We start from the raw sequence: 26013 nt of genomic DNA, 5'->3' as shown, positions 1-26013 counted from the left end.
CCGCCCCGGAGGAGAACCCTGTGACCTCGAACCCGTCCACGCCCGACACCGACGGGCCGAAGACAGAGACCCACCTGACGACCCGGATCCGCATCAACATCCCCGGTTCCCGGCCGATCCCGCCCGTGGTCGTACGCAAACCCGTCAAGGACGGCGGCCAGGACGCGTCCCCGGCCGCCGCCGGGCCGGACCGGGCCGAGACCCCGCGCACGCCCGAGCGCCGCCCCGCCGCGCAGGCACGGCCCGCGGCGCCGGCTCCCGCGCTCCCCACGGCCGCGGCCCCGGCCCGCGGGCAGTCCGCCCCCGCACCCGAGCCCGCCCCCGCGCCCGCAGAGGAGCCGGCCAGCGGCTGGTTCGCCCCGCGCAAGGCGGCGACGCCCCCGCCGGCGGCGACGCCCGCGCCCGAGGCGGCCCCCGCCCCCGCCCCTGCGCCCGGCGCTCCCGGCTCGCACGCGCCCGGTGCTCCCGGCGCGGGCTACGGCTCCGCCGCGCCCACCGGCACCGGTGCGGGCTTCGCGCCCCCGGCCGACCCCGGGCGCCCGCAGCCCCCGGCCGCGTACGGCAGCGGAGCCGGCTTCGCACCGGCCCCCGCCGTCGGCGGCCCCGGAGCCGGCGCGCCCCAGGGGTACGCCGGGTACGACAACGGCCCCGTCACGGAGGCCTTCCCCGCCTTCGCGGAGCCGGCCGGGCCGACCGGTGGACCCGCGCTGGGCACCGCACCCTTCGGCGCCGAGGAGACCCCGAGCTGGCCCGGCCCCGAGGTCTTCGCCGCCCCGGCCGCCGCGGCCCCCGCCCCCGCCCCCACCCCGGTCCCCGCGCCCGGCCCCGCCGCCCCGCCGCCCGGCCCGCAGCCACCGCGCCAGACCCGGCAGGCGCCCGCGCCGGCCGGCAAGTCCGGCAAGGGCACACCGGCCGGCAAGCCCGCCAAGAAGGGCCGCTCCAAGCTGGTCCTGCTGGGCGGCGGCATCGTCGTCCTCGCGGGCGTGGCCTACGGCGCCGGTCTGCTGATGAACCACTCCGACGTCCCCAAGGGCACCACCGTCCTCGGCGTCGACATCAGCGGCACCCGTGACGACGCCGTCGCCAAGCTCCAGACCGCCTTCGGCAAGCGCGCCGCCGCCCCGCTCCAGCTCAGCGTCGGCGGCAAGACGGTCGAGCTGAAGCCCGAGAAGGCCGGCCTGACCCTCGACAGCCAGACCACCGTCCGCAACGCCACCGGCAGCGACTACAACCCCGTGACCGTCATCGGCTCGCTCTTCGGGGTCGAACGCACGGCCACCGCCGTCATGCCGGTCGACGAGGAGAAGCTGCGGGTCTCCCTCCAGGAGCTGGCCGGCACCGCCGGATCGGCCTCCGAGGCCACCATCAAGTTCGAGACCGGCAAGGCCGTCGCCGTCCCCGGCAAGGCCGGCGACGGCCTCGACGTCGACGGCTCCGTCGACAAGGTCACCAAGGCCTTCCGGGAGCTCGTCGCCAACGGCAAGGCCCCCACCGTCGAACTCCCCGTCGCCAAGAAGGAACCCACGGTCACCCAGACCGAACTGGACCGGGCCATGAAGGAGTTCGCGGAACCCGCCATGTCCGGCAACGCCACGGTCAAGGCGGGCACCAAGTCCATCGCCTTCGGCGCCAAGTCCCTGCCGAAGATCCTCAGCATGTCGGCCGTGGACGGACGCCTCGTCGAGAAGTACGACCTGGAAGCCCTGAAGGCGACCTACGGGAACACCTTCGACGGCATCCTGATCACCCGGGGCACCGGCGCCAAGACTCCCGTGACCCCGCAGGACGTCGCGGGCGCCCTCGGCCGGGCCCTGATCGGCAAGACCCCCGCCGAGCGGACCGTCACCATCGACACCAACCCGAGCTGACCGGCCCGCCCGACCGGGCCCCCGCACGGCCCCCACGCGAAGCCCCCTCCCGCCCCGGGAAGGGGCTTCGCGGCCTTCCGGCACCCCGCCCGACCAGGCCCGTCACCTCCACCGCATGACATCCGTCATGCGGGAGTCACGACGGGCGACACTGCCGCGCCCACCCCCGTACGGGCGAACCTTGAGCCATGACGACGACAGCGGCACATCCCGCCGCCCCGGGCCCCGCGGGCGGATCCGGCGAGACCGGCATCGTGGTGAGCTTCCGGGACGTGACCAAGAGCTACGGCCGGGTCCGGGCGGTCGACGGCCTCTCCCTCACACTCCACCCGGGGGAGACCGTCGCGCTCCTCGGCCCCAACGGCGCGGGCAAGTCCTCCACCCTCGACCTCCTCCTCGGCTTGCGCCCCGCCGACTCCGGCACCGTCCGCCTCTTCGGCACCACCCCCCGCGAGGCCATCGCCGCCGGCCGGGTCGGCGTCATGCTCCAGAGCGGCGGCCTCATGGAGGACGTGACCGTACGCGAACTCGTGTCCCTCGGCTGCGCCCTGCACCCCCGCCCGTACCCGGTGGACGAGGTGCTCTCCCGCGCCGGCATCGAGGACATCGCCGGCCGCGTGGTCAACAAGCTCTCCGGCGGTCAGGAGCAGCGCGTGCGCTTCGCGCTCGCCACCTCCGGCCACCACGACCTGATCGTCCTCGACGAGCCGACCACCGGCATGGACGTCACCTCACGCCAGGCCTTCTGGGCCACCATGCGGGAACAGGCCGCCCAGGGCCGCACCGTCCTGTTCGCCACCCACTACCTGGAGGAGGCGGACGCGATCGCCGACCGCGTCCTGGTCCTCAACAAGGGCCGGCTCCTCGCCGACGGCACCGCCGCCGAGATCAAGGCCAGGGCCGGTGCCCGCAAGGTCGCCTTCGACCTCGACGGCGGGATCGACGAGAGGCTGCTGCGCGCGCTGCCCGGCCTGACCTCCTTCGACCTGACCGGCTCGACCGTACGGCTCCAGTCGCGCGACGCCGACGCCACCGTGCACGCCGTGTACACGCTGGGGCTCCGCCCCCGCAACCTGGAGGTCGCCGGCCTCGGCCTGGAACAGGCCTTCATCGCCCTCACCGAGGCCGAGGAGGCCACCCGATGACGCACTCGGTCAACACCGGCACCCTGCGGCTGGTCGAGCTGGAGATCTCCCGCGCCCTGCGCAACAAGAAGTACCTGTTCTTCACCGTCGTGTACCCGGCCGCGCTCTTCCTGATGCTCGGCGGCACCCTGGACGGCACGACGAAGGTCATGGGCACCGAACTGGCCATGCCCGCCTTCTACATGGTCGCCATGGCCTCCTTCGGTGCGCTGACCGCCGTCCTGATGGGCAACAGCGAGCGCATCGCCAGGGAACGGGAGAAGGGCTGGGTGCGCCAGCTGCGGCTGACCGCCCTGCCCGGACACGGCTACGTCCTCGCCAAGACCGCCAGCGCGGGCGTCCTGTCGCTGCCCTCCATCCTGGTCGTCTTCGCCGTCGCCGCGGCGGCCAAGGGCGTACGGTTCGACGCCTGGCAGTGGTTCGCCCTCACCGGTGCGATCTGGGCCGGCAGCCTGGTCTTCGCCGCCCTCGGCGTGGCCATCGGATACCTGGCGACCGGGGACAACGTCCGCCCCATCACCATGCTGTTCTACTTCGGCCTCTCCATCCTCGGCGGGCTGTGGATGCCCACCGCGAACTTCCCCGCGTGGCTCCGCGACATCTGCGAGTGGCTGCCGACCCACGCGTACGCCGGTCTCGGCCAGGCCATCGAGCTCGGGGGCGCGCCGCACGCCGAGGACGTGGCGATCCTCGCCGTGTACTTCGTACTGTTCACCGGTGCGGCCGCCTGGCTGTACCGCAAGGACTCGCTGAAGGCTTGAGGCAGTGACGCTGACACAGGAGGCCGACGGGCCGCACCGGATCGGCCGGGCACCGCAGACCACCACCCACAAGGTGGTGAAGAGCCTGTGGATCGGCATCTGGCTCTTCTACCTCAGCGCCCCCGTCACCGACCTGATCAGCGGCGGGCACGGCACCTGGGCCCGGCTGCTCGGCGGCCTGGGCCTGCTGGCCTTCACCTCCTGGTACCTGGTGCTGGTCTTCCGCACCGCCAGGTCGATGCCGGTGCCCAGGGTCCTGCTCTCCCTGGCGGTGCTCGCCGCGCAGGCCTCCGTGCTGTCGCTGACCCTGGGCCGCGAATGGCTGGTGCTCTTCGTGTACGTGTCCATCTCCTCCGGTGCCGCCCTGCCGGGGGAGGTCTCCCGCTGGACCGTGCCGGGCGCGACCGCCCTGCTGACGCTGGTGGCCTTCGCGGTGCCGGGCGGCACCCAGTACCTGGCCGGGCTGCTGATCCCGGCCCTGATGGGCGGCTTCGCGATGGTCGGGGTCCGGGCGATGATCCGGACGACCGTGGAACTGCGCGAGGCCCGTGCGACGGTGGCCCAGCTCGCGGCCAACGAGGAGCGCCTGCGGATGGCCCGGGACCTCCACGACCTGCTGGGCCACTCGCTGTCGCTGATCACGCTCAAGAGCGAGCTGGCCGGCCGGATGCTGCCCGGACAGCCCGAGCGGGCCGCCCAGCAGGTGGCGGACATCGAGCGGGTCAGCCGGCAGGCGCTGGTCGACGTACGGGAGGCCGTCAGCGGATACCGGCGGCCGACGCTGCCCGGCGAACTCGCCGGCGCGCGCACGGCGCTGGCCGCCGCGGGCGTGGCGGCGGACCTCCCGGCCGGCTTCGAGGACGTCCCGCTCCCGGACGAGGCGGAGTCCGCCCTGGCGTGGTCGCTGCGTGAGGCGGTGACGAACGTGGTCCGGCACAGCGGGGGCCGGCGGTGCACGGTCACCCTGACCACCCAGCAGACCCTGGCGGGCCCGGTCGTGGAGCTGACGGTGTCCGACGACGGCACGGGCGGCCCCGCCGTCCCCGGCAACGGCCTGACCGGCCTGACCGAACGTCTGGAGGCGGTCGGCGGCAGCCTGTCGGCGGGCCCGGCGGGCAGGACCGGCTTCCGCCTGCTGGCGCGGGTCCCCCTAGGATCCGGGTCATGAGCGAACCAGGCGCCGCCCCCATCCGGATCCTGCTGGCCGAGGACCAGTCGATGGTGCGGGAAGCCCTCGCGGCCCTCCTCGGGCTGGAGCCCGACATCGAGGTGCTGGCCCAGGCCGCCCGTGGCGACGATGTGCTGGAGGCGGCCCGGGCCCATGACGTGAACGTCGCGCTGCTGGACATCGAGATGCCGGGAATGACGGGCATCGAGGCGGCCGCGCAGCTGCGGGCCGCCCTCCCCGACCTCAAGATCGTCATCCTGACCACCTTCGGCCGCCCCGGCTACCTCCGGGGCGCGATGGAGGCGGGCGCCTCGGCATTCCTGGTCAAGGACGCCCCGGCGGCCCAGCTCGCCGACGCGGTACGCAGGGTCCTGAGGGGGGAGCGGGTCATTGACCCCACCCTCGCGGCGGCGGCCCTGGCGGAGGGGGCGAACCCGCTGACGGACCGCGAGCGGGAGGTCCTGCGGGCGGCGGAATCCGGCGCGACCAACGCCGAACTGGCGGCCGGCCTCGGCCTCTCCCAGGGCACGGTCCGCAACTACCTCTCGACGGCCATCCAGAAGCTCGCCGCCCGCAATCGCGCCGAAGCGGTCCGCGTGGCCCGGGAGAAGGGCTGGCTGTAGGCCTGTCCCGCTCCCACGCGCCACGGCCCGCGCGGCCTCCCGGCGCCGGCCCGGACGTCAGTTCAGCAGCGCGCGGGCGGCGACGGCCTCGCCGCGGATGCGGGCGGCGGTGGCGGCGTCCACCGCGTCCATGACCTCCGCGTACGCCTCCAGTTCGGCCGCGCCCTCGCGGAACGCGCCCCGTTCCACCAGCAGCCGCGCCCGCTCGTACCGCAGCGACGCCGGGTGGGAGGGCAGCAGCAGCGACAGGTCCAGGGCCCACAGCGCGACCCCCGACTGCTCCGGGCGGGAGGAGGCCCAGGCGCGGATGTTGTTCAGGATCCGCAGCACGATGTCCAGGGTCCGGGCCGGGGTCTTGGGGGAGGAGGCCAGCTCCGCCGGGCCCGCGCCCAGCGAGGCGCCGCCGGCGAAGGGGTCCACCACCACCGAGTCCTCCGGGTCCCCGAAGCCCACCACGAAGTGCCCCGGCAGCCCCAGCCCGTACACCGGCGCGCCCGCCCGCCGGGCCACCTCCAGCCACACCACCGAGAGCAGGATCGGCAGGCCCCGCCTGCGCCGCAGCACCTCGTGCAGGAGGGAGGACGACAGCCGGTCGTAGTCGTTCGGGGTGCCGTGGAAGCCCAGCCGGCCCCCCAGCAGCTCCGTCACCGCCGAGGCCCACGCCCGCGCGTCCCGCAGCCCGTACGGCAGCATCCCCGCGAGCCGGTCGAGCTCGATCTCGGCCTCGTCCATGGCCCGTTCGTCCAGCTCCGGGTCCGCCTCCGCGGCCAGCAGCAGGCACATCCGGGCCAGGTCGGGCCGCTCCGAGCGGGCCTCCTCCGCGAAGAGTTCCCGGGTGTTCACCGCGCCGCCCGGAAGTGGTGGTAGGCGTGGTGCGCGGCGAAGCCCATCCCGTCGTACAAGGCCCGCGCCGGCGGGTTGTCCGTCTCCACCTGCAGCCACGCCGCGGACGCGCCCTCCTCCAGGGCCCGCCGGGCCAGCGCCGTCATCACCGCCGTCGCGAGCCCCCGGCGCCGCTCCTCCGGAGCGACGGTGACGGCCGCGAAACCGGCCCAGCGGCCGTCCACCACGCACCGCCCGATGGCCCGGCCGCCGCCCAGGGAGGCGAACCACACCGACGGGCCCCCGACCAGCACCCGCCGGGCCGGCTCCGGGTCCCGGACCTTGCCGTAGCGCTCCAGCCACCGCTCGTCCGGCTCGCGCGTGAGCCGGACGTCCGCCACGTCCGCGTCGGCGTCGGCGACCGGGGCCAGCGCCCCGACGCGCACCTCCGCGGAGACCTCCTTCACCCAGCCGTGCCGCTCCAGCTCCGCGCAGAGCAGCTCCTGCGTCCCGGCGGCACCGGTCGCGGCCTGCACATACGCCGGAAGGTTGCGCTCCGCGTACCAGGCGGTCACCCGCGCGAGTGCTTCCCCGACGGGTATCCCGGGGTCGCCGAGCGCCAGCACGGAGTTGGCCCGCCGGGTGAACCCGGCGGCGGCCCGCAGCGTCCACTCGCCGAGCCGCTCGCTCTCCAGCGGCTGCCAGGCCCGCGCCGTGACCCGTGCCAGCTCCTCGAAGGAGGCGGCGGGACCCCTGCGGCGGGCCGGCGCCGGAGGCACCACCTTGCCCGCCACCAGCGACGATTCCGCGATGTGGACGGACACGCCGTCCTTGCGTGTGATCGTCAGCACACCCCCGGTCCAGGATGTGAGAACCCCGACCGCGTCCGCGAACGACGGGGTGGCGCTCCCCCCGTCCTCCACCCGTCGTACAGAGACTCGTTTACCCACGTCAGCGGGGGTAATACGGATCTCCAGCAGTCCACCGGCAGTGATTTCCACAGCTCTGTCCGCCCCTCCTGTTCGGATCGTGCCCGGGAACGGAGATACTAGGTGCGGGCATCGACGACGCCGCGCTCCCGCGCGAATGGAAAGCCCTACCGAGGAGGAACGAGAGCGTGACCTACGTCATCGCGGAGCCTTGTGTCGACGTCAAGGACAAGGCATGCATCGAAGAGTGCCCCGTCGACTGCATCTACGAGGGCCAGCGGTCCTTGTACATCCACCCGGACGAGTGCGTCGACTGCGGCGCGTGTGAGCCGGTCTGCCCGGTCGAGGCCATCTTCTACGAGGACGACACCCCGGAGGAGTGGAAGGACTACTACAAGGCGAACGTGGAGTTCTTCGACGAGCTCGGTTCGCCCGGTGGCGCCTCCAAGCTCGGCCTGATCGAGCGCGACCACCCCTTCGTCGCGGCGCTGCCCGCCGACATCAACGCCGGCGAGCACTGACCGTTCCACGGCAGACGCGCCTCTCGGTCCCGTACGGCCCCGTTGCCGCGCGGGACCGAGCCGTTTCCCCGTACGACACAGCCCCCGCAGCAGCCCAGAGAGAGCAGAGAGCACCGTGGCCGCAGTTTCCGACCGTCTTCCCGCCTTTCCCTGGGACAAGCTGGAGCCGTACAAGGCCACGGCGGCGGCCCACGCTGACGGCATCGTCGACCTGTCGGTCGGCACCCCCGTGGACCCGGTGCCCGACCTGATCCAGCGCGCCCTGGTCGCCGCCGCGGACTCCCCGGGCTACCCGACGGTGTGGGGGACGCCCGCGCTGCGCGACGCGATCACCGGCTGGCTCCGGGGCCGGCTCGGCGCGAGCGCCGCCGGACACCGCAACGTCCTGCCGGTGGTCGGCTCCAAGGAACTGGTGGCCTGGCTGCCGACCCAGCTGGGTCTCGGCGCCGGCGACAAGGTGGCCTACCCGCGGCTCGCGTACCCGACGTACGAGGTCGGCGCGCGGCTGTGCGGCGCCGAGGCCGTCGTGTACGACGACCCCATGGAGCTGGACCCCGCGGGCGTGAAGCTGCTGTGGCTCAACTCCCCGTCCAACCCCACCGGGAAGGTCATCCCGAAGGAGGACCTGGTCCGGATCGTCGCCTGGGCGCGCGAGCACGGCATCCTGATCTTCAGCGACGAGTGCTACCTGGAGCTGGGCTGGGAGGCCGAGCCCGTCTCCGTCCTCCACGACGACGTGTGCGGGGGGTCCTACGAGGGCCTCGTGGCGGTGCACTCCCTCTCCAAGCGGTCCAACCTGGCGGGCTACCGGGCCGCGTTCATCGCCGGTGACGCGGCCGTGCTCGGGGAGCTGCTGGAGATCCGCAAGCACGGCGGCATGATGACCCCCGCCCCGGTGCAGGCGGCCACGGTGGCGGCCCTCGGCGACGACGCCCACGTCGAGGAACAGCGCGCCCGCTACGCCGCCCGCCGCGAGGCACTGCGCACGGCCCTGGAGGCGCACGGCTTCCGCATCGAGCACAGCGAGGCCAGCCTCTACCTGTGGGCGACCCGTGACGAGCCCTGCTGGGACACCGTCGCGCACCTCGCCGGACTCGGCATCCTGGTCGCGCCGGGCGACTTCTACGGCGAGGCGGGCGCGAAGTTCGTCCGCGTCGCCTTCACGGCCACCGACGAACGGGTCGCGGCCGCGGTCAAGCGCCTCGGCTGAGCCGAGGGCTCGCGTACGACGCCCCGAGGGGGCCGGGAGCGGCTGCTCCCGGCCCCCTCGGGCGTTTCCGCGTCCAGCGGTTGGTTCAGCCGCCCAGCGGCAGGCCGCCCAGGGGCAGCTGGCCCACCGGCAGCTGGCCGGCGACCGGCAGGCCGCCCAGCGTCTGGCCGGCCGCGCCCGCGCCGCCGACGACCTCGGAGGCGGGACCGGCGACGGGGGCGGCGGCCGGGAGGGCCTCGGTGGCGGTGTGCGCGGCGTCGGTGGCCGCGCCGGTGTCGGGGGCGGTGAGCGTGTTCAGCTTCGGCAGGGACTCCAGGCCCACGGCGTCGGCCGCGCTGGCGGCGCCTGCCGCACCGACCACGGGAGCGGTACCGGCTGCGAGGAGAAGCGCGGCGCGGGCGATCCGACGGGTCAGGGGGAGGGTCATGATGCTCCTAAGCGGTAGCGGCTGAGTACGCCGTGTACAACCGCTCCGGGGGTGGGGGGAGTTGCGGACCAGCCGGGTAAAGGATCGGTAACGCATCGTTTAATCGGCTTCCGTGACAAGAGCACCGGACCCCCGCCGACCTGCGCTTCTGTCCGCCTTCCGGGGGTATGGCCCGAACGCGTGGACGCCCCTCCCGGGTGACGGCCCGTACGCCTGACCGTGCCGCCGGCGCGTCGTGCCGGGCCGCCCGCGCGCCGGGGGCGCACGCCGGCCGGGCCGGCCGCTGAGCGGCCGGCGAGCGGGCGGCCCGGGGTGCCGGCGGTCAGCGGGCCGTGGCGGGGGCCACGAAGATCCGTACCTCGCCCGGAGCCGCGTCGTGCGGGTCCCCGGCGCCGCCCTTGCGGCCGCCGCCGCCCTCACCCCGCCACGCCCCGCCGTCCCGGCCGGCCACCCACGAGGAGCCGTCGTACGAGACCCTGGCGATGCCCAGTTCCTTCGACCGGGCCACCGCCCAGTGGGCCATCGCCCGGCCCCGCCGCGCCTCCGCCGGGCCGCCGCCCTCCTTGAGCCGCAGCCCCACCTCGGGCTCCGGGACCGCCCCGCCCGGCGCCGACCGCCCCGCCGGAGCGCCCGCCCGGCCCGCACCCAGCGCGTCCCGCGCGGCGGGGCCGAAGGCCCGCGTCAGCTCCGCCCGCACCTTCTCCGGATCGCCCGCCGAGGGCGCCGGGCCCGAGCAGGCCAGGGAGGCCGGCACGCCGTTCTCGCCGAAGGCGGCCGTCAGCACCGCCGCGTCCGGCTCGTGCTTCGCGTACGCCTGCGGAAAACCGCTGAGCTGCACCTTCTGCGCGGCCACCGTCAGCGGCAGCCGGGTGTAGCCCTTGATCTCCGCGAGCCGGTCGTAGAAGATCCCCGCCGAGTACACCGGGTCCATGATCTGCTCCGGGGTGCCCCACCCCTGCGAGGGCCGCTGCTGGAAGAGCCCCAGCGAATCACGGTCGCCGTGGTCGAGGTTGCGCAGCGCCGACTCCTGCATCGCCGTCGCCAGCGCGATGGTCACCGCCCGGTCCGGGAGCCCCTTGGAGATCCCGACGGCGGCTATCGTCGCCGCGTTCGCCGCCTGCTCGTGGGTCATCTCGTACGTCTGGACGGTCCCCGCGCCCGCGGAGCCGGCCCCCGTCGCCGTGGCCGTGCAGTAGGAGGCGCCGTTGTTGGAGTCGCGCTGGACGGCGAAGTACCCGATCACCCCGAGCAGGACGACCAGGCCCACGGCCTTGCGGAACGGCCGGCGGGAACGGGAGCGGGAGCGATCGGTCTCGGACACGCGGCCCACCGTACTTGAGGCCGATTAACCGTCCACCGGCCGGACGCTCCCGCTTCCCGCCCATCCCGGGGCGTTAGGGTCAGTTCCATGTCCGAATCCGAGCTGGACCTCACCCTGGACGCTGCCGAGCTGACCGCCCGGCTCGTCGACATCCCCTCCGTGAGCGGCGACGAGAAGGTGCTCGCCGACCTCGTGGAAGAAGCGCTGCGCGCCCTCCCGCACCTCACCGTCGACCGCCTCGGCAACAACGTGGTGGCCCGTACGCACCTCGGCCGCGCCGAGCGCGTCGTCCTGGCCGGCCACCTCGACACCGTGCCGATCGCCGACAACGTCCCGTCCCGCCTGGACGAGAACGACGTGCTGTGGGGCTGCGGCACGACGGACATGAAGTCCGGGGTGGCCGTGCAGCTGAGGATCGCCGCGACGGTCCCCGAACCCAACCGCGACCTCACCTTCGTCTTCTACGACCAGGAGGAGGTCGCCGCCGACCTCAACGGCCTCGGCAAGGTCGCGGCCGCCCACCCCGACTGGCTGACCGGAGACTTCGCCGTACTGCTGGAACCCTCCAACGCCGAGGTCGAGGGCGGCTGCCAGGGCACCCTGCGGGTGCTGCTGCGCACCAAGGGCGAGCGCGCCCACTCCGCGCGCAGCTGGATGGGCTCCAACGCCATCCACACCGCGAGCCCGATCCTCGCCAAGCTGGCCGCGTACGAGCCCCGCAAGCCGGTCATCGACGGCCTGGAGTACCACGAGGGCCTCAACGCGGTCCGCATCGAGGGCGGCGTCGCCAACAACGTCATCCCGGACTCCTGCACCGTGACCGTGAACTTCCGCTACGCCCCCGACCGCAGCGAGGCCGACGCGCTGGCCCACGTACGGGAGGTCTTCGCGGACTGCGACATCGCCGAGTTCGTGGTCGACGACTCCTCCGGCGGCGCCCTGCCGGGCCTCTCCCACCCGGCCGCGGCGGCCTTCATGGAGGCGGTCGGCGGCCGGCCGATGCCCAAGTTCGGCTGGACGGACGTCTCCCGCTTCAGCGCGCTCGGCGTGCCGGCGGTCAACTACGGGCCGGGCGACGCGCTGCTGGCCCACAAGGTCGACGAACGCGTCGAGACGAAGGCGATCCTGCACTGCGAGGAACGACTCCGCGCCTGGCTGACCTCGTAAATTCCCCCTCCCGTCACTTTTGTGCGCCTAACCTGATCCAACGATCAGCTGGAGGGAGCACATCATGGGCAACCACGGCAGTGCCGAGGGGTCCGCTCGTCGGCCCGAGGAGCAGCAGCTCGGGCCGGTGCTGCGCAGACGCGGCCAGGTGCAGGCGGGCAGCACGACGGACCAGAGGCTGCTGGACTCGGCCGGACCCTCCGAGTGGGTGCACACCGATCCCTGGCGGGTCCTGCGCATCCAGTCGGAGTTCATCGAGGGCTTCGGCACCCTGGCGGAGCTGCCGCCCGCGATCAGCGTGTTCGGCTCGGCGCGCACGCCGGCGGACTCGCCGGAGTACGAGGCGGGCGTACGGATCGGCAGCGCGCTCGTCGAGGCCGGCTTCGCGGTGATCACCGGCGGCGGTCCGGGCGCCATGGAGGCCGCCAACAAGGGCGCCCGCGAGGCGAACGGCATCTCCGTCGGCCTGGGCATCGAGCTCCCCTTCGAGCAGGGGCTGAACCAGCACGTGGACCTCGGGCTGAACTTCCGGTACTTCTTCGTCCGCAAGACGATGTTCGTGAAGTACAGCCAGGGCTTCGTGGTGCTGCCGGGCGGGCTGGGCACCCTGGACGAGATGTTCGAGGCGCTGACCCTGGTGCAGACGCAGAAGATCACCAGGTTCCCCATCGTGCTCTTCGGCACGGAGTACTGGGGCGGTCTGGTCGACTGGCTGCGCAACACGGTCATCGCCCAGGGCAAGGCCTCGGAGAAGGACCTCTACCTCTTCCACGTCACCGACGACGTGGAAGAGGCCATCGCGCTGGTGACGAAGGAAGTCGGCAAGTAGGGACGGCGGGCCGCGCCGCCCCGGCGCCGCGGCCCGGCCTCCCCCAGGGGCGTCAGGCTGCCGACGGGGGGTCAGGCGAGTCCGCGGCGGGCGACGGCCGGCGGCCGGTGGCCCTGGATCGAGCGGACCATGTCGAGCACCTGCCGGGTCTCCGCGACCTCGTGGACGCGGTAGACCTGCGCGCCGAGCCAGGCCGAGACGGCGGTGGTCGCCAGGGTGCCCAGCAGGCGCTCCTTGACCGGCTTGTCGAGGGTCTCGCCGACGAAGTCCTTGTTGGACAGGGAGACCAGCACCGGCCAACCGGTTTCGGTCATCTCCGCGAGGCGGCGGGTGGCCTCCAGTGAATGCCGGGTGTTCTTCCCGAAGTCGTGCCCCGGGTCGATCATGATGGACTCCCGGGGCACCCCGAGGGCCTCGGCCCGCTCCGCGAGCCCGACCGTGACGCGCAGGATGTCCTCCATCACGTCCTCGTACGAGGTCCGGTGCGGCCGCGTGCGCGGCTCAACCCCGCCCGCGTGGGTGCAGACGATGCCCGCGCCGTAGCGCGCCGCGACCTCCGCCAGCCGGGGGTCCACCCCGCCCCACGCGTCGTTCAGCACGTCCGCGCCGGCCTCGCAGACCGCCTCGCCGACCTCGTGCCGCCAGGTGTCCACGCTGATCACCACGTCCGGGTGGCGGCGGCGCACCTCCGCCACGAAGCCGACCGTGCGCCGGGCCTCCTCCGCCGCGTCCACGTGCTCGCCGGGCCCCGCCTTGACCCCGCCGATGTCGATGATCGCCGCGCCCTCGGCGACGGCCCGCTCCACCCGCTCCAGGGCCGGCTCGTCGCGGAAGGTCGCGCCCTGGTCGTAGAAGGAGTCCGGGGTGCGGTTCACGATGGCCATGATCACCGGCTCGTGGGTGTCGAACTCGCGCGTGCCCAGTCGCAGCATCCTGCTCTTTCCTCCTTCGGCGACCCTCGCGCCTCGTCTGCGACCTTAACCTGGTGGCCGGAGTCTCTCAGGGGAGTTGATCGTGTTCTGGTTCTTGCTGATCGCGCTGGTCGTGGTCGTGGCCGCGGTCACCCTCGCGGTGGTCGGCGCGGGCGCGGAAGCCGTGCTGCCCGAGGCCGAGCCGGACCGGGTGGCCGACGCGCTCCCGGAGAGCCGGCCGGTCGTACGGGCGGACATCGACGCCCTGCGCCTGCCGGTCGCGCCGCGCGGCTACCGGATGGCCGAGGTGGACGACGTACTGGACCGGCTCGCGGCCGAGCTGGCCGAGCGGGACGCGCGGATCGCGGAGCTGACGGCGTCGCGCGCCCAGGCCCCGGCGGACCGGGTCGACCTCACGAAGGACGAGCGGTGAGCGGCGCCGGGCCGCTGGCGGGCCCGGACGGCGGTCTGCGCTGTCCGTGGGGGCTGTCCACGGAGGACTACGTCCGCTATCACGACACCGAATGGGGCAGGCCCGTCCACGGGGACGACGCGCTCTACGAGCGGCTGTGCCTGGAGGCCTTCCAGTCCGGGCTGTCGTGGCTGACGATCCTGCGCCGGCGCGAGGGCTTCCGCAAGGCGTTCTCGGACTTCCGGATCGCCGCGGTCGCGGCGTTCGGCCCGGCCGACGCGGAGCGGCTGATGGGCGACGAGGGGATCATCCGCAACCGGGCCAAGATCGAGGCCACCCTCGCCAACGCGAAGGTGCTGGCCGGCTGGGACGCGGGGGAGCTGGACCGGCTGATCTGGTCGCACGCCCCCGAGGAGCCGGGCCGGGCCCCGAGGAGCACCGCCGACGTGCCGGCGGTGACCCCGGAGTCCACGGCCCTGGCCAAGGCCCTCAAGAAGGCGGGCATCCGCTTCGTCGGGCCGACCACGGCCTACGCCCTGATGCAGGCGTGCGGCCTGGTCAACGACCACCTGGAGGGGTGCGTCTCCCGCGAGGGCTGAGGCGTCAGCGGCCGAGGTACCGAGGCGGCTGCTTCGAGAGGAAGGCCTCGACGGCGATGGAGTGGTCCTCCGAGGCGCCCGCCCGGGTCTGGAGGACGTCCTCGCGCTCCAGGGCCTCCGGGAGGGAGTGCGAGGCCCCGTAGGCCAGGGACTCCTTCAGGGCCGCGTAGGCCACCGTGGGGCCCGCGGCGAGGGCGCGGGCGACCGCCTCGGCCTCGGCGTGCAGGGACTCGGCGGGGACCAGACGGTTCGCGATGCCCAGGTCGTAGGCCTCCTGCGCCTTGACGGAGCGGGGGAAGAGCAGCAGGTCGCAGGCGCGGGAGGCGCCGATCAGGCGGGGCAGCGTCCAGGACACCCCGGAGTCGGCGGTCAGCGCGACCCCGGCGAAGGAGGTGTTGAAGGACGCCGTGTCCGCGACGACGCGGTAGTCGGCCGCGAGCGCGAAGCCGAAGCCGGCCCCCGCGGCGACGCCGTTGACCCCGGCCACGACGGGCTTGGGCATCTCCGTCAGGGCCCGCACGATCGGGTTGTAGTGCTCGGAGACGGTGCTCATCGTGAGCTTCGAGCCGCTCTCGCGGTCCGCCGCCAGGTTCCCGATGTGCTCCTTGAGGTCCTGGCCCACGCAGAAGGCCCGGTTCCCGGCGGCGGTGAGCAGCACCGCCCGTACGGCGGTGTCGGCGGCCGCCGCCCGGACGGCGTCGCGCAGGGCGACCTTGGCCTCCGTGTTCATGGCGTTCATCGCGTCGGGCCGGTTGATCGTGACGGTCGCGAGTCCGTCGGTGACTTCGTAGAGCACGCTGTCGGCCATGGTCGGGGGTCCCCCTTCGTCGCGGGCTTGGCTACCGGCCGGTACCGGCCGGTGCAAGGGCCAGCATGGCGGACGGGACCGGGGGTGGTCATGTGATGTGCGTCAAACAAAGCGGAGCCCCATCCCTGGGGGCAGCGGCGAAGTATCGCAGGCGGATCCCCGAAATGAGTGGTTTTGGCCGAGCGCGTTGCGCAAGCGTTCCCGTCCGATGTTGGTCATCGGGTCCTGACATGCGGGATAATGGCTGGGAAGCAATGTGTTCGATGCCGGGTACTAGGCGCCTGAACGGGGCCGTCGGCTGACGATGAGCTGGTTTCAGGAAGGGGAACGAGCATGGCGGCCATGAAGCCGCGGACGGGCGACGGCCCGCTCGAGGTCACCAAGGAGGGGCGAGGCATCGTCATGCGCGTACCGCTCGAAGGCGGTGGTCGGCTCGTCGTCGAGCTGACCCCGGACGAGGCGGACGCCCTGGGTGACGCCCTGAAGAAGGTCGTCGGCTGAGCCTCGGCACCACCAGATCTTGACACCGCCCCCGTCGCTCAGCGGCGGGGGCGGTGTTGCGTTCCCCCGGGCCGGTCCAGGGGCCGCCCGGTGCCCGCGGGGCGGTCGGAGGGTCAGCGGCGGACCGCGCAGAGGAGCCCGTCGCCCACCGGGAGCAGGGCCGCCTCCAGGGCCGGGCTCTCCCGGACGCTGCGCAGCAGCTCGCGCACCCGGATGACCTCCACCGGCTGCGCGGCGGAGTCGACGGTGCGCCCGTCGGCGAAGACCCCCTCGAAGCACACCAGCCCGCCCGGCCTCAGCAGACGCAACGATTCCGCGAGGTAGTCGAGGGACTCGGCCGGGTCGCCGTCGCAGAAGACCAGGTCGTACCCGCCGTCGGCGAGCCGGGGCAGGACGTCCAGGGCGCGGCCCGGGATGAAGCGGGCCCGGTTGCCCGCGAAGCCGGCGGCGCGGAAGGCCTGGCGGGCGAAGGCCTGCCGGTCGGCCTCCGGGTCCACGGTGGTCAGGACCCCGTCCGGCCGCATCCCGTGCAGCAGGTGGATCCCCGAGACGCCGGTGCCCGTACCGATCTCGGCGACGGCCTTGGCGTCGGCGGTGGCGGCGAGCAGACGCAGCGCGGCCCCGGTGCCCGGGGACACGGACCGCAGGCCCGCTTCCCTGGACCGGTCTCGGGCCCATCGCAGAGCGTCGTCCTCGGCGACGAACGCGTCGGCGAACGCCCAGCTCGTCTGCCGGTTGCCGCTAATGACCCTCTCCTGTCCCCATAGTTGGCGCAACGGTGACTGTATCCGCTGGCGTCGGGAACCCGCAGATGGGACCGGGCGTTGGGAGGGTGAGAGGCGGGATAGAGGGGACGGCTGTGGGCAGATCGGCGGTCCGGACCCCGAGGCTCGTGCAAAGTTAGTGCAAAAACGCTTATCCAGAGCTGACGGGAGGGGTGGCTATGGTAGGGGCTCCACTGGACACCACCAGAGCCGACAGGGGAGGTGCGGCTGCGCTTGTGGATCGTGGAGGCGTTCTGAGACGTCTCTTCTGGTCGGCGGGTGAGCCGAAATCCGTGACCTACACTGCTGACCGCTTCCACACCGCCCACACCGCGACCACCGCGACCTTCGCCGCCGATGCGGGCTCCCAGGCGTGGACCCCTCCCACCTGGGAGGAGATCGTCAGCACGCACAGCGCGCGGGTCTACCGCCTCGCCTACCGCCTGACGGGCAACCAACACGACGCCGAGGACCTGACCCAGGAAGTCTTCGTCCGCGTCTTCCGCTCGCTGTCCACGTACACGCCCGGCACCTTCGAGGGCTGGCTGCACCGCATCACCACCAACCTGTTCCTGGACATGGTGCGCCGCAAGCAGCGCATCCGCTTCGACGCGCTGGGCGACGACGCCGCCGAGCGGCTGCCGAGCCGTGAGCCGTCCCCCCAGCAGGTGCTCCACGACACCCACTTCGACGCCGACGTGCAGCAGGCGCTGGACACCCTCGCGCCCGAGTTCCGTGCCGCCGTGGTGCTCTGCGACATCGAGGGCCTGTCCTACGAGGAGATCGCCGCCACGCTCGGGGTGAAGCTCGGCACGGTCCGCAGCCGGATCCACCGGGGCCGCTCGCACCTGCGCAAGGCGCTCAAGCACCGCTCTCCCGAGGCCCGTGCCGAGCAGCGCGCGCTGGCGGGTGTGTCGGTGGGCGCGCCGGGTGCCGGCGGAGAGGGCGGACCCGAGTGAGCGGAGCCAGTCCCTCCCCCGCCGAACAGCACCTGGGCGACCGGCTCGCCGCCCTCGTGGACGGGGAGCTGAAGCACGACGCGCGCGAGCGGGTGCTGGCGCACCTGGCGACCTGCGCCAAGTGCAAGGCCGAGGCCGACGCGCAGCGCCGGCTGAAGACCCTGTTCGTGGAGAGCGCCCCGCCGCCGCTGTCCGCCGGGCTGCTGGCCCGGCTCCAGGGGCTGCCGGGAGCGGGCCCCGAGGGGCCCGCCGGGCCGGGCGGCGGACCGGGGGCTCCGCTCGTGCCCCCGCCTCCCGGTATCGACCCCTTCTCCGCGTTCGGGTACTCCGCCCCGGCCGCCCCGCGCGAGGGTTTCCGTATCCACGAGGTGGGCCGGCCCAGACGCCGCTTCGCCTTCGTGGCGGCGGGAGCCGTGTCGCTGGCCGCGCTCGCGCTCGGCGGCTCGCTGCCGCTGGACGGGCTGGAGCCGAAGGCCCGGGGCGAGGCACCCGCGACCCGGCCCGGACCCTCCGTGCCGCTGACCGACGCCTTCGTCCGTGACCGCGTCCCCACCCCCGTGGTGCCGACCGGCCCGGTGCCGGCGGGGCAGCTGCCCTCGGTGGCCCCCTCGGTCCCGGTGACGGCCGAGCCGGTGTCGCTCAGCCGCTGACCCGGGCCCCCCGGGGGGCCCCGGCACCTGGTTGAATCTGCGGCACACGCGCCGCCCCGCGGTGCGCCAGGCCCGCGGGGGAGTGCCCATGTCCGACAGTCAGCAGAACGGTCCGGCTCCGGCGTGGTGGAGCCGGCCCACGGACGCCCCGGAGCCCGGACCGCGGGCGGACCCCGCCGGGGCCCCGCCCGTTCCCGCCTCCGAGCCCGGTCCGGCCGCCGCTCCCGCGACCGGGCCCGGCCCCCGCTACGACCCCTGGGCCGCCGCCCCGCTCCAGGTCGTCGACCGCGGCGGGACGCGCCGCGCCCCCGGGCTGTGGACGCTGACCCTGCTCGGTACCGTCATCGCCCTCCTCGCGGGGTGCGCGGGCGGCTACCTCGGCATCCTCGCCGAGCGGCGCACCGCCACCCGGCTGGAGCTCCCGCAGGCCGCCGCCGACGACGACAAGGGCAGGGCCCCCGGCAGCGTGGCCGGCATCGCGGCCGCCGCACTGCCCGGCGTGGTCACCCTGCACGTCAGCGGGGGCGGCGGCAGCGGCACCGGAACCGGCTTCGTCCTCGACGGGCAGGGCCACATCCTGACGAACAACCACGTCGTCGCCGGCGCCCGGGACATCACGGTCACCTTCAGCACCGGTGAGAGCGTCCCCGCCGAGCCGGTCGGCCACGACAGCGGCTACGACCTGGCCGTGGTCAAGGTCAGCGGTGTCCGCGGCCTGCGCCCCCTGGCCCTCGGCAACTCCGAGAACGTCCGCGTCGGCGACCCGGTGGTGGCCATCGGCGCCCCCTTCGACCTCTCCAACACCGTCACCTCGGGCATCATCAGCGCCACCGGCCGCCCCATCACCGCGGGCGGCGGCAAGGGCGACGGCAGCGACATCAGCTACGTCGACGCCCTCCAGACCGACGCCCCCATCAACCCCGGCAACTCCGGCGGCCCCCTCCTCGACTCCCGCGCCCACGTGATCGGCATCAACAGCGCCATCCGCGGCGCCGACAAGGGCGAGGACGGCGACGACCCCACCCGCCAGAGCGGCAGCATCGGCCTCGGCTTCGCCATCCCCGTCAACCAGGGCAAGCGGGTCGCCGAGGAGCTCATCCGCACCGGCCGCGCCACCCACCCCGTCATCGGCGTCAACCTGGACATGGAGTACAAGGGCGACGGAGCCCGGGTCGACGCCAAGGGCGAGGACGGCAAGCCCTCCGTGGTGGCCGACGGGCCGGGCGCCCGCGCCGGGATCAGGCCCGGCGACGTGATCACCAAGGTGGACGGCGTACGCGTACACGGCGGCGACGAGCTGATCATCAAGATCAGGGCGCACCGGCCCGGCGACCGCCTCGGCCTGACCGTGCTGCGCGACGGCCGGGAGCGCACCCTGACCGTGGTCCTCGGCTCGGCGAGCGGCTCCTGAGACGCCCCCGGGGCGCTGGCGGGCGGCGCGGTCCACCACACGAATACCGGATGACGCCCGGGTGAATCCGCGAACGGTCCCGCACCGGCGTAGGGGTGCGCAAGAAACGCCGGGTACCGTTGACCGGGCCGGATGTGGAGAGAGCCGAGGAGCGGCAAGGTGTTCAACGACATAGGCGCACTCGAGCTGGTCACCATCGTGGTGCTCGCCATCCTCGTCTTCGGCCCGGACAAGCTGCCGAAGGTGATCCAGGACGTCTCGGGCTTCATCAGGAAGATCCGCGCGTTCTCGGACAGCGCCAAGCAGGACATCCGCTCCGAACTGGGCCCGGAGTTCAAGGACTTCGAGTTCGAGGACCTGAACCCGAAGACCTTCATCCGCAAGCAGCTCAACGAGAACGAGGACCTCCGGGAACTGCGCACCAGCTTCGACCTCCGCAAGGAACTGAACGAGGTCACCGACGCGGTCAACGGCCGCGAGGCCGACGAGCCCCGGGCCGCCGCCGCGCCGGCCGCCGGCACCGGCCCTGACCTGCTGAAGAAGCCCGCGCCCCCCGCCCAGGACGCGCGCACCCCCTTTGACGCCGACGCCACCTGAGCCGCGGCCTGCCCGTCGATCCGGGGCCGGATGGCTATCCTCCATCTGTCCGGACCCGGGCCGCCCGCGGAGGGGGGCACCCCAGCGCAGCGAGGGCCGTTCCGGACCCCACGGAACGAGAGGCCACTCATGGAGACGACGAGCAGTAGCCGCGTAGGCACGCAGCCCGCCGAAGCCCCCGAAGACGCACCGCCCGCGCTGACCGAGCCCGCGGAACACCCCGGCCAGGCCGCCCCCGGCCGGCCCCCCGAGGCCGCCGCACCAGTCCCGGCGGCCCGCCGGGCGGCGGCGGGCTACCTGAACGCGGCGTTCCCCTGGTACGGGCTGGACGGGGCCTTCACCGGCGCCCGCTGGCTCATGCAGGTCGGCACCGGAGCCGACGGCACCGTGGAGCACGGCTCCACCGGCCACGGCGACGAACCGTCCGCCCGCGGCGAGATCGCCACCGGCGAGAAGGACCGCTTCGCGGTGGTGGTCACGGTCGCCAGCAACCCCCTGCGCCGCAGCGGCGACGGCACCGGCGTCCTGGAGGCCACCTCGGTCTCCTCGGCGGCCTGGCTCGCCGGCTCGGGGCTGCTCGCCTACAGCTGGCCGCCGCAGATGGACCACACCCGGCGCGACGACTGGCTGGACCAGCAGACCGAGGCCGCCTGGGAACTCGCCGACGACCTCACCGGGCCGGACTGGTCGACGCTGTCGCTGCCGGTGGACGGCGAACCGACGCCGTTCCACTACCGCGAGTCGGAATTCGGGTGGGTGCTCGCCGGATCCACCCGGAACGGGGTCCACCTCGGGGCGTACGGGCGGGGGATGAGCGCCTACGGGCTGGGCTTCTGCGCGATCGCCGACCTCGGGGCGTACGAGTAGACCCGGCGCGCGGACCGGGTACGCGAAAGGGCACCGCCTTGCGGGCGGTGCCCTCGACGCGGGCCGGGCGCGACTCCGGCGACAGGCCTCAGAACTTGTTGCGCGGGGTGATCCCCAGGGACATGCCCGACAGGCCCCGCGCGCGGCCGCCCAGCTTGCCCGCGATCGTGCGCAGGGCCGCACCCGCCGGGGAGTCCGGGTCGGACAGGACGACCGGCTTGCCGTCGTCGCCGCCCTCGCGCAGCCGCACGTCGATCGGGATCGTGCCGAGCACGGGAACCGTCGAGCCGACCGTCCTCGTCAGACCGTCGGCGACCTTCTGACCGCCGCCCGAACCGAACACGTCCACCATCTCGTCGCAGTGCGGGCACGGCAGGCCCGACATGTTCTCGACGACGCCGACGATCTTCTGGTGCGTCTGCACCGCGATCGAACCCGCCCGCTCCGCGACCTCGGCGGCCGCCTGCTGCGGGGTCGTCACGACGAGGATCTCGGCGTTCGGCACCAGCTGCGCCACGGAGATCGCGATGTCGCCGGTGCCCGGCGGCAGGTCCAGCAGCAGCACGTCCAGGTCGCCCCAGAACACGTCCGCCAGGAACTGCTGGAGGGCTCGGTGCAGCATCGGGCCGCGCCACACCACGGGGGTGTTGCCCGGGGTGAACATGCCGATGGAGATGACCTTCACACCGTTGGCGGACGGCGGCATGATCATGTTCTCGACCTGGGTGGGCTTGCCCTCCACGCCGAGCATCCGCGGCACGCTGTGCCCGTAGATGTCGGCGTCGACCACGCCGACCTTCAGACCGTCGGCCGCCATCGCCGCGGCCAGATTGACCGTCACGGAGGACTTGCCCACGCCGCCCTTGCCGGAGGCGACCGCGTAGACACGGGTCAGCGAACCGGGCTTGGCGAAGGGCACCTCCCGCTCGGCGGTACCGCCGCGCAGCGTGGCCGCCAGCTCCTTGCGCTGCTCGTCGCTCATCACGTCCAGGGAGACGGCGACGGAGGTGACGCCCGCGACCTTCTCCACGGCCTCGGTCACGTTCTTCGTGATGGTCTCGCGCATGGGACAGCCCGACACCGTGAGGTAGACCGTGACGGCGACGGCGCCGCCCTCACCGATCTCCACCGATTTGACCATGCCGAGCTCGGTGATCGGCCGGTGGATCTCGGGGTCGTTGACCGTCGCCAGCGCGTCCAGGATCGCGTCCTGCTCCGGCACGGCGGCGGAGGGTGTCTCGGTAGCCATGTCCCCGATGGTACGGCTCGGCGGCAGGGCTCAGGTAAGCCGATCAGCGGTCGTCTTCGTCACTTTCCCCGGGGAATAGACGCCGCTCGTCCATCTCCTTGATCAGGTCCTGGAACTCCGACCTGATCCAGTCCCGGGTGGCGACCTCGCCCAGGCCCATCCGCAGCGCCGCGATCTCCCGCGTCAGGTACTCCGTGTCCGCGATGGAGCGCTCGTTCTGCTTGCGGTCCTGCTCCAGGTTGACCCGGTCCCGGTCGTCCTGCCGGTTCTGCGCGAGCAGGATCAGCGGGGCCGCGTACGAGGCCTGGAGGGACAGCATCAGCGTCAGGAAGATGAAGGGGTACTCGTCCCAGCGCATGTCCTTCGGCGCGAAGATGTTCCACAGCACCCACACCACGATGACCAGGGTCATCCAGACGATGAACCGGCCCGTGCCGAGGAACCGCGCCACCCGCTCCGACAGCCGCCCGAAGGCCTCCGGGTCGTACTCCGGCAGCAGCCTGCGGCGCGCCGCACGCGGCTGGTCGAGCCGTACGCGCGAACGCGTCAGCGCGCTCGCCCCGGCCGGCGCCGCGCTCCTCGCGCGTTCGCCGGAACGTTCCGTCCGATCCTGGCGCAACCGCTCCGCGGCCTCCTCCAGCCGCTCCGAGAGCCCCTCCCGGGCATGCTCGCGCCGCTCCCGGCGCCGCTCCCGCGCCGCATCGCCACGCCCGCGCTCAGTGCCCACGCAGGGCCTCCTCGGAGTGGAAGTCCGTCTCCCGCCAGTCGTCGGGCAGCAGGTGGTCCAGTACGTCGTCGACGGTGACCGCCCCCAGCAGGGAGCCGCTCTCGTCGACGACGGGCGCCGCGACCATGTTGTACGCGGCCAGGTAGCTCGTCACCGCCGGCAGCGAGGCGTCCGGGCGCAGCGGCGGCAGGTCCGCGTCCACGAGGGAGCTGACGAGGGTGAACGGGGGGTCGCGCAGCAGCCGCTGGAAGTGCACCGTCCCCAGGTACTTGCCCGTCGGCGTCTCGTCCGGCGGCCGGCAGACGTAGACCTGCGCCGCCAGCGCCGGCGACAGGTCCGACTTGCGCACGCGGGCCAGCGCGTCCGCGACCGTCGCGTCCGGGCGCAGCACGATCGGCTCGGTCGTCATCAGACCGCCCGCCGTGTTCTCCTCGTACGACAGCAGCCGGCGCACGTCGGCCGCGTCGTCCGGCTGCATCAGCGTCAGCAGCCGCTCCTTCTCCTCCTCCGGCAGCTCCGAGAGCAGGTCGGCCGCGTCGTCCGGATCCATGGCCTCCAGGACGTCGGCGGCGCGCTCCTCCTTCAGCTTGCCGAGGATCTCCACCTGGTCGTCCTCGGGCAGCTCCTCCAGGACGTCCGCGAGCCGGTCGTCGTCGAGCGCGTTGGCCACCTCGGCGCGCCGCTTCGGCGTCAGGTGGTGCAGGACGTTCGCCAGGTCCGCCGGACGCATCTGCTCGAAGGTCGCGACCAGGTTCTCGGCACCCTGGCCCTCCTCCTCCAGGGAGAAGCCGGTGACCGCCGACCACTCCACGGTCAGCGTCTCGCCGCGCCGGCGCAGCGCGCCGCCCTTGCCCTTGCGTACGAAGATCCGGTCGATCTCCCAGTCGCGGCGCGCCGGCAGCTGCTGGATGGCCACGTCCAGGACGGTGGCCTCCTCGCCCGTGGCGACCAGCGTCACCCGGCGGTCCAGCAGTTCGCCGAGGACCAGCCGCTCGGTGGGGCGCTGCTCGAAGCGCCGCATGTTGACGACACCGGTGGTGATGACCTGGCCGGACTCCACACCCGTCACCCGGGTCATCGGCAGGAAGATCCGGCGCCGGCTGAGCACCTCGACCACCAGGCCCAGCAGCCGGGGCGGGCGGCCGCCGACCCGCAGCATCGCGACGATGTCGCGGACACGGCCGACCTGGTCGCCGTTGGGGTCGAAGACGGGCACACCCGACAGATGCGAGACGAAGATCCGCGGGGCGCCTGCAGCCATCCGTGCGCCTCCTAGAGCGTCCATCAACAGTCGTGCCGAGCCTCAGGCTAGCCCGTGCCGGGGGAAGGCGTCCTGGTGGGGCCGCCCGGCCGGGGTCCCGCCGGGGTGTCCGGGGGCCCGGCGGGACCGCGCCCCGGGGCGGGTACGCTGCCTGCTGCCCGCAGACCCCCGACGAGAGGCACCCGCCCGTGACCGCCTACACCTCCGCCGTACGGTTGCGCCGGGCCGCCTTCATCGGTGCCCTGTGCGCGGGCCTCACCGTCGCCGGGACGGGCTGCGCGGAGAAGCCGGACCCGGACAAGGGGACGAACGGGGTCGGCAAGCTCGCCCCCGAAAAGATCGAGGGCCAGGCGAAGGCCGCCGCGACCGCCGCGAACTCGGTCCACCTCTCGGGCACCCTCGTCACCGGCGGCAAGACCTTCACCCTCGACATGCGGCTGAAGGCGGACGGCGGATCCGGCGAGGTGAAGTCGGCCGAGGACACCTTCCAGCTGCTGCGGGTCGGCGAGCAGCTGTACCTGAAGGCCAGCGCGGCCTTCTGGGGGAAATCCGACTCGGCGGGCAAGCTCGGCGACAAGTACGTGAAGGTGCCCGAAGGGGACCCCTCGTACAAGCAGTTCCGCGGCTTCACCGACATGCACGTCCTGCTGGACGGGCTGCTGGGTCTCCAGGGCAAGCTCAGCAAGGGCGCCTACACCACGGTCGGGCACACCCGCGCCGTCCCCGTCTCGGCGGACGCCGGCAAGGGCGGCAAGCTGTCGGTGTCCCTGGAGGGGACCCCGTACCCGCTGCTGATGGAGCGCGCGGGCGGCGCCGGCCGGGTGGAGCTCTCCGAGTGGGGCAAGCCCTTCCCGCTGGAGGCGCCCGCCCAGGACCAGACCGTGGACTACGGCAGCCAGCTGCCCACCACCAAGGACGGCAAGGGCACCGCCCCCACCGCCTCCCCGGCCCCCTCGAAGTCGGGCCAGGGCTCCGACCCCACCCGCTAGCGGGCGGCCCTCTTCCGCTTCAGCAGCAGCTTCGGCAGGCCCGCGGGCACCGGCCCGCGGGTGACGGCCGGGGAGCCCAGCGGCCGGGCGGCCAGCGAGCCGGCGGGCAGCCGGTCGGCCACCGCCACCGGCTCCAGGCGCAGCAGTCGGCACTCGCGCGCCCAGCGCCGCGTCATCTCCTCCGAGTCGGGCGCGTTCAGCCGCTTCCCCTTGAGCTCGGCGACGGCGGCCTCCCAGGACTCGCTGCCGGGTACGAGCTCCCGTACGGCCGCGGTCCAGGCCACGAGCCGGCCGCCCTTGTCCTTGCTGCGTACGGTCACCTCGGCCGAGGCGCCGTCGGTGAGCCCGGGGAACGGCTGCTCGCCGGGCCCGTCGCCGAGCACGTGCGCGGCGCCGTCCACCCAGGCGTGCCACAGGGCCCGGTCGGCACCGGTGCCGCGGACCCAGATCAGGCCGGACTTCTTGGAGGCCTCCTCGACGAGGGCCAGGTCGAGCGCGCTGAGAGTCATGCGCACAG

29 protein-coding genes are annotated in these 26013 nt (G+C 73.6%); 18 read left to right on the top strand and 11 right to left on the bottom strand.

Annotated elements, in window-relative coordinates; translation table 11 throughout:
* The first annotated feature begins 20 nt into the window (after window positions 1-20).
* The 5 genes from ACFY7H_RS06635 to ACFY7H_RS06615 all read left to right on the top strand — a co-directional run bounded on the left by ACFY7H_RS06635 (window position 21) and on the right by ACFY7H_RS06615 (window position 5565).
* A complete protein-coding gene (locus tag ACFY7H_RS06635) occupies window positions 21-1868 on the top strand; it encodes a hypothetical protein (RefSeq protein ID WP_388934058.1) in 1848 nt (615 codons plus the stop codon).
* 188 nt (window positions 1869-2056) lie between these two features.
* Window positions 2057-3013 carry an ABC transporter ATP-binding protein gene (locus ACFY7H_RS06630; protein WP_388934055.1) on the top strand — a complete coding sequence of 319 codons (957 nt, stop codon included), beginning with the start codon at window positions 2057-2059 and terminating at the stop codon, window positions 3011-3013.
* On the top strand, window positions 3010-3774 hold the full coding sequence (locus tag ACFY7H_RS06625) for an ABC transporter permease (protein ID WP_388934052.1): 765 nt from the start codon (window positions 3010-3012) through the stop codon (window positions 3772-3774). The genes ACFY7H_RS06630 and ACFY7H_RS06625 overlap by 4 nt, the downstream gene beginning before the upstream one ends.
* A 4-nt stretch (window positions 3775-3778) precedes the next feature.
* On the top strand, window positions 3779-4942 hold the full coding sequence (locus ACFY7H_RS06620; RefSeq protein WP_388934049.1) for a sensor histidine kinase: 1164 nt from the start codon (window positions 3779-3781) through the stop codon (window positions 4940-4942).
* Window positions 4939-5565: a response regulator gene (locus ACFY7H_RS06615; protein WP_388934046.1), complete on the top strand. Its 627-nt coding sequence runs from the start codon at window positions 4939-4941 to the stop codon at window positions 5563-5565. The genes ACFY7H_RS06620 and ACFY7H_RS06615 overlap by 4 nt, the downstream gene beginning before the upstream one ends.
* A gap of 57 nt (window positions 5566-5622) precedes the next feature.
* On the opposite strand, the gene ACFY7H_RS06610 is transcribed toward ACFY7H_RS06615, so the two are convergent.
* A complete protein-coding gene (locus ACFY7H_RS06610) occupies window positions 5623-6408 on the bottom strand; it encodes a tetratricopeptide repeat protein (RefSeq protein ID WP_388934043.1) in 786 nt (261 codons plus the stop codon).
* Window positions 6405-7388 carry a GNAT family N-acetyltransferase gene (locus tag ACFY7H_RS06605; RefSeq protein ID WP_388934041.1) on the bottom strand — a complete coding sequence of 328 codons (984 nt, stop codon included), beginning with the start codon at window positions 7386-7388 and terminating at the stop codon, window positions 6405-6407. Before ACFY7H_RS06605 ends, ACFY7H_RS06610 begins: the two co-directional genes overlap by 4 nt.
* A 116-nt stretch (window positions 7389-7504) precedes the next feature.
* Between ACFY7H_RS06605 and fdxA the strand changes: the two genes are divergently transcribed.
* Together fdxA and dapC are read left to right on the top strand one after the other, a co-directional pair.
* Window positions 7505-7837, top strand: a complete 333-nt coding sequence (gene fdxA, locus ACFY7H_RS06600) for a ferredoxin (RefSeq protein ID WP_007266339.1) — start codon at window positions 7505-7507, stop codon at window positions 7835-7837.
* Window positions 7838-7952: 115 nt separating this feature from the next.
* Complete coding sequence (dapC, locus tag ACFY7H_RS06595) at window positions 7953-9047, top strand: succinyldiaminopimelate transaminase (RefSeq protein ID WP_388934037.1); 1095 nt, start codon at window positions 7953-7955, stop codon at window positions 9045-9047.
* A gap of 85 nt (window positions 9048-9132) precedes the next feature.
* Here dapC and ACFY7H_RS06590 read toward each other — a convergent pair whose 3' ends face one another.
* Window positions 9133-9474 (bottom strand): ATP-binding protein, encoded by a 342-nt coding sequence (locus tag ACFY7H_RS06590; RefSeq protein WP_388934033.1) that lies wholly within the window; start codon window positions 9472-9474, stop codon window positions 9133-9135.
* A gap of 322 nt (window positions 9475-9796) precedes the next feature.
* Complete coding sequence (locus ACFY7H_RS06585; protein ID WP_388934030.1) at window positions 9797-10795, bottom strand: hypothetical protein; 999 nt, start codon at window positions 10793-10795, stop codon at window positions 9797-9799.
* Between the two features lie 87 nt (window positions 10796-10882).
* Between ACFY7H_RS06585 and dapE the strand changes: the two genes are divergently transcribed.
* Entirely contained in the window at window positions 10883-11962 is a 1080-nt protein-coding gene (gene dapE / locus ACFY7H_RS06580) for a succinyl-diaminopimelate desuccinylase (RefSeq protein WP_388934027.1), read from the top strand.
* A 64-nt stretch (window positions 11963-12026) separates the two neighbouring features.
* Window positions 12027-12791, top strand: coding sequence for a TIGR00730 family Rossman fold protein (locus ACFY7H_RS06575; protein ID WP_388934025.1), 765 nt, complete (start codon window positions 12027-12029; stop codon window positions 12789-12791).
* 71 nt (window positions 12792-12862) lie between these two features.
* Here ACFY7H_RS06575 and folP read toward each other — a convergent pair whose 3' ends face one another.
* A complete protein-coding gene (gene folP / locus ACFY7H_RS06570; RefSeq protein ID WP_388934023.1) occupies window positions 12863-13723 on the bottom strand; it encodes a dihydropteroate synthase in 861 nt (286 codons plus the stop codon).
* A 76-nt stretch (window positions 13724-13799) separates the two neighbouring features.
* Here folP and ACFY7H_RS06565 point away from each other — a divergent pair, with 76 nt between their 5' ends.
* Entirely contained in the window at window positions 13800-14135 is a 336-nt protein-coding gene (locus tag ACFY7H_RS06565; RefSeq protein WP_388934021.1) for a DivIVA domain-containing protein, read from the top strand.
* Window positions 14132-14713: a DNA-3-methyladenine glycosylase I gene (locus ACFY7H_RS06560; protein ID WP_388934019.1), complete on the top strand. Its 582-nt coding sequence runs from the start codon at window positions 14132-14134 to the stop codon at window positions 14711-14713. The genes ACFY7H_RS06565 and ACFY7H_RS06560 overlap by 4 nt, the downstream gene beginning before the upstream one ends.
* 4 nt (window positions 14714-14717) lie before the next feature.
* On the opposite strand, the gene ACFY7H_RS06555 is transcribed toward ACFY7H_RS06560, so the two are convergent.
* Complete coding sequence (locus tag ACFY7H_RS06555) at window positions 14718-15521, bottom strand: enoyl-CoA hydratase/isomerase family protein (RefSeq protein WP_388934016.1); 804 nt, start codon at window positions 15519-15521, stop codon at window positions 14718-14720.
* A gap of 333 nt (window positions 15522-15854) precedes the next feature.
* On the opposite strand from ACFY7H_RS06555, the gene ACFY7H_RS06550 reads away from it, so the two are divergent.
* A complete protein-coding gene (locus tag ACFY7H_RS06550; RefSeq protein WP_003966491.1) occupies window positions 15855-16022 on the top strand; it encodes a DUF3117 domain-containing protein in 168 nt (55 codons plus the stop codon).
* A 113-nt stretch (window positions 16023-16135) separates the two neighbouring features.
* On the opposite strand, the gene ACFY7H_RS06545 is transcribed toward ACFY7H_RS06550, so the two are convergent.
* Window positions 16136-16798 carry an O-methyltransferase gene (locus ACFY7H_RS06545; protein WP_388934014.1) on the bottom strand — a complete coding sequence of 221 codons (663 nt, stop codon included), beginning with the start codon at window positions 16796-16798 and terminating at the stop codon, window positions 16136-16138.
* Window positions 16799-16965: 167 nt separating this feature from the next.
* Here ACFY7H_RS06545 and sigE point away from each other — a divergent pair, with 167 nt between their 5' ends.
* The 5 genes from sigE (at window position 16966) to ACFY7H_RS06520 (ending at window position 21270) form a co-directional block, all read left to right on the top strand.
* Window positions 16966-17745, top strand: a complete 780-nt coding sequence (gene sigE / locus ACFY7H_RS06540) for an RNA polymerase sigma factor SigE (protein ID WP_388934011.1) — start codon at window positions 16966-16968, stop codon at window positions 17743-17745.
* On the top strand, window positions 17742-18395 hold the full coding sequence (locus ACFY7H_RS06535; RefSeq protein WP_388934008.1) for a zf-HC2 domain-containing protein: 654 nt from the start codon (window positions 17742-17744) through the stop codon (window positions 18393-18395). Before sigE ends, ACFY7H_RS06535 begins: the two co-directional genes overlap by 4 nt.
* Window positions 18396-18483: 88 nt before the next feature.
* Window positions 18484-19806 (top strand): trypsin-like peptidase domain-containing protein, encoded by a 1323-nt coding sequence (locus tag ACFY7H_RS06530; protein ID WP_388934006.1) that lies wholly within the window; start codon window positions 18484-18486, stop codon window positions 19804-19806.
* A gap of 159 nt (window positions 19807-19965) precedes the next feature.
* Window positions 19966-20403, top strand: coding sequence for a sec-independent translocase (locus tag ACFY7H_RS06525; RefSeq protein WP_388934004.1), 438 nt, complete (start codon window positions 19966-19968; stop codon window positions 20401-20403).
* Between the two features lie 129 nt (window positions 20404-20532).
* Entirely contained in the window at window positions 20533-21270 is a 738-nt protein-coding gene (locus tag ACFY7H_RS06520) for a hypothetical protein (protein WP_388934001.1), read from the top strand.
* A gap of 88 nt (window positions 21271-21358) precedes the next feature.
* Here the strand turns inward: ACFY7H_RS06520 and ACFY7H_RS06515 are convergent, their stop codons facing one another.
* The 3 genes from ACFY7H_RS06515 to ACFY7H_RS06505 form a co-directional block, all read right to left on the bottom strand.
* Window positions 21359-22519, bottom strand: a complete 1161-nt coding sequence (locus ACFY7H_RS06515; protein ID WP_388933998.1) for an Mrp/NBP35 family ATP-binding protein — start codon at window positions 22517-22519, stop codon at window positions 21359-21361.
* A 43-nt stretch (window positions 22520-22562) separates the two neighbouring features.
* Window positions 22563-23138, bottom strand: coding sequence for a DUF1003 domain-containing protein (locus tag ACFY7H_RS06510; RefSeq protein ID WP_388934980.1), 576 nt, complete (start codon window positions 23136-23138; stop codon window positions 22563-22565).
* A 97-nt stretch (window positions 23139-23235) separates the two neighbouring features.
* Entirely contained in the window at window positions 23236-24507 is a 1272-nt protein-coding gene (locus tag ACFY7H_RS06505; protein WP_388933996.1) for a magnesium transporter MgtE N-terminal domain-containing protein, read from the bottom strand.
* A 188-nt stretch (window positions 24508-24695) separates the two neighbouring features.
* Here ACFY7H_RS06505 and ACFY7H_RS06500 point away from each other — a divergent pair, with 188 nt between their 5' ends.
* Window positions 24696-25496 carry a hypothetical protein gene (locus ACFY7H_RS06500; protein ID WP_388933993.1) on the top strand — a complete coding sequence of 267 codons (801 nt, stop codon included), beginning with the start codon at window positions 24696-24698 and terminating at the stop codon, window positions 25494-25496.
* Here ACFY7H_RS06500 and ACFY7H_RS06495 read toward each other — a convergent pair.
* Window positions 25493-26005, bottom strand: a complete 513-nt coding sequence (locus ACFY7H_RS06495) for a hypothetical protein (RefSeq protein ID WP_388933991.1) — start codon at window positions 26003-26005, stop codon at window positions 25493-25495. The genes ACFY7H_RS06500 and ACFY7H_RS06495 overlap by 4 nt on opposite strands.
* Window positions 26006-26013: the final 8 nt, after the last annotated feature.

The sequence above is a fragment of the Streptomyces sp. NPDC012794 genome, assembly GCF_042901085.1.
Lineage (GTDB): Bacteria > Actinomycetota > Actinomycetes > Streptomycetales > Streptomycetaceae > Streptomyces.
Note: the sequence above shows the minus strand (reverse complement) of the source record. Positions and strands in the feature narration are given on the sequence as shown.

What these genes read in the sequence shown, in the direction of transcription:
- ACFY7H_RS06630 (WP_388934055.1), top strand. Translation starts at nt 2,057, where the DNA reads ATGACGACGACAGCGGCACATCCCGCCGCCCCGGGCCCCGCGGGCGGA.
- ACFY7H_RS06625 (WP_388934052.1), top strand. Translation starts at nt 3,010, where the DNA reads ATGACGCACTCGGTCAACACCGGCACCCTGCGGCTGGTCGAGCTGGAG.
- ACFY7H_RS06615 (WP_388934046.1), top strand. Translation starts at nt 4,939, where the DNA reads ATGAGCGAACCAGGCGCCGCCCCCATCCGGATCCTGCTGGCCGAGGAC.
- ACFY7H_RS06590 (WP_388934033.1), bottom strand. Translation starts at nt 9,474, where the DNA reads ATGACCCTCCCCCTGACCCGTCGGATCGCCCGCGCCGCGCTTCTCCTC.
- dapE (WP_388934027.1), top strand. Translation starts at nt 10,883, where the DNA reads ATGTCCGAATCCGAGCTGGACCTCACCCTGGACGCTGCCGAGCTGACC.
- ACFY7H_RS06575 (WP_388934025.1), top strand. Translation starts at nt 12,027, where the DNA reads ATGGGCAACCACGGCAGTGCCGAGGGGTCCGCTCGTCGGCCCGAGGAG.
- folP (WP_388934023.1), bottom strand. Translation starts at nt 13,723, where the DNA reads ATGCTGCGACTGGGCACGCGCGAGTTCGACACCCACGAGCCGGTGATC.
- ACFY7H_RS06555 (WP_388934016.1), bottom strand. Translation starts at nt 15,521, where the DNA reads ATGGCCGACAGCGTGCTCTACGAAGTCACCGACGGACTCGCGACCGTC.
- ACFY7H_RS06550 (WP_003966491.1), top strand. Translation starts at nt 15,855, where the DNA reads ATGGCGGCCATGAAGCCGCGGACGGGCGACGGCCCGCTCGAGGTCACC.
- sigE (WP_388934011.1), top strand. Translation starts at nt 16,966, where the DNA reads ATGGTAGGGGCTCCACTGGACACCACCAGAGCCGACAGGGGAGGTGCG.
- ACFY7H_RS06530 (WP_388934006.1), top strand. Translation starts at nt 18,484, where the DNA reads ATGTCCGACAGTCAGCAGAACGGTCCGGCTCCGGCGTGGTGGAGCCGG.
- ACFY7H_RS06520 (WP_388934001.1), top strand. Translation starts at nt 20,533, where the DNA reads ATGGAGACGACGAGCAGTAGCCGCGTAGGCACGCAGCCCGCCGAAGCC.
- ACFY7H_RS06515 (WP_388933998.1), bottom strand. Translation starts at nt 22,519, where the DNA reads ATGGCTACCGAGACACCCTCCGCCGCCGTGCCGGAGCAGGACGCGATC.
- ACFY7H_RS06505 (WP_388933996.1), bottom strand. Translation starts at nt 24,507, where the DNA reads ATGGCTGCAGGCGCCCCGCGGATCTTCGTCTCGCATCTGTCGGGTGTG.
- ACFY7H_RS06495 (WP_388933991.1), bottom strand. Translation starts at nt 26,005, where the DNA reads ATGACTCTCAGCGCGCTCGACCTGGCCCTCGTCGAGGAGGCCTCCAAG.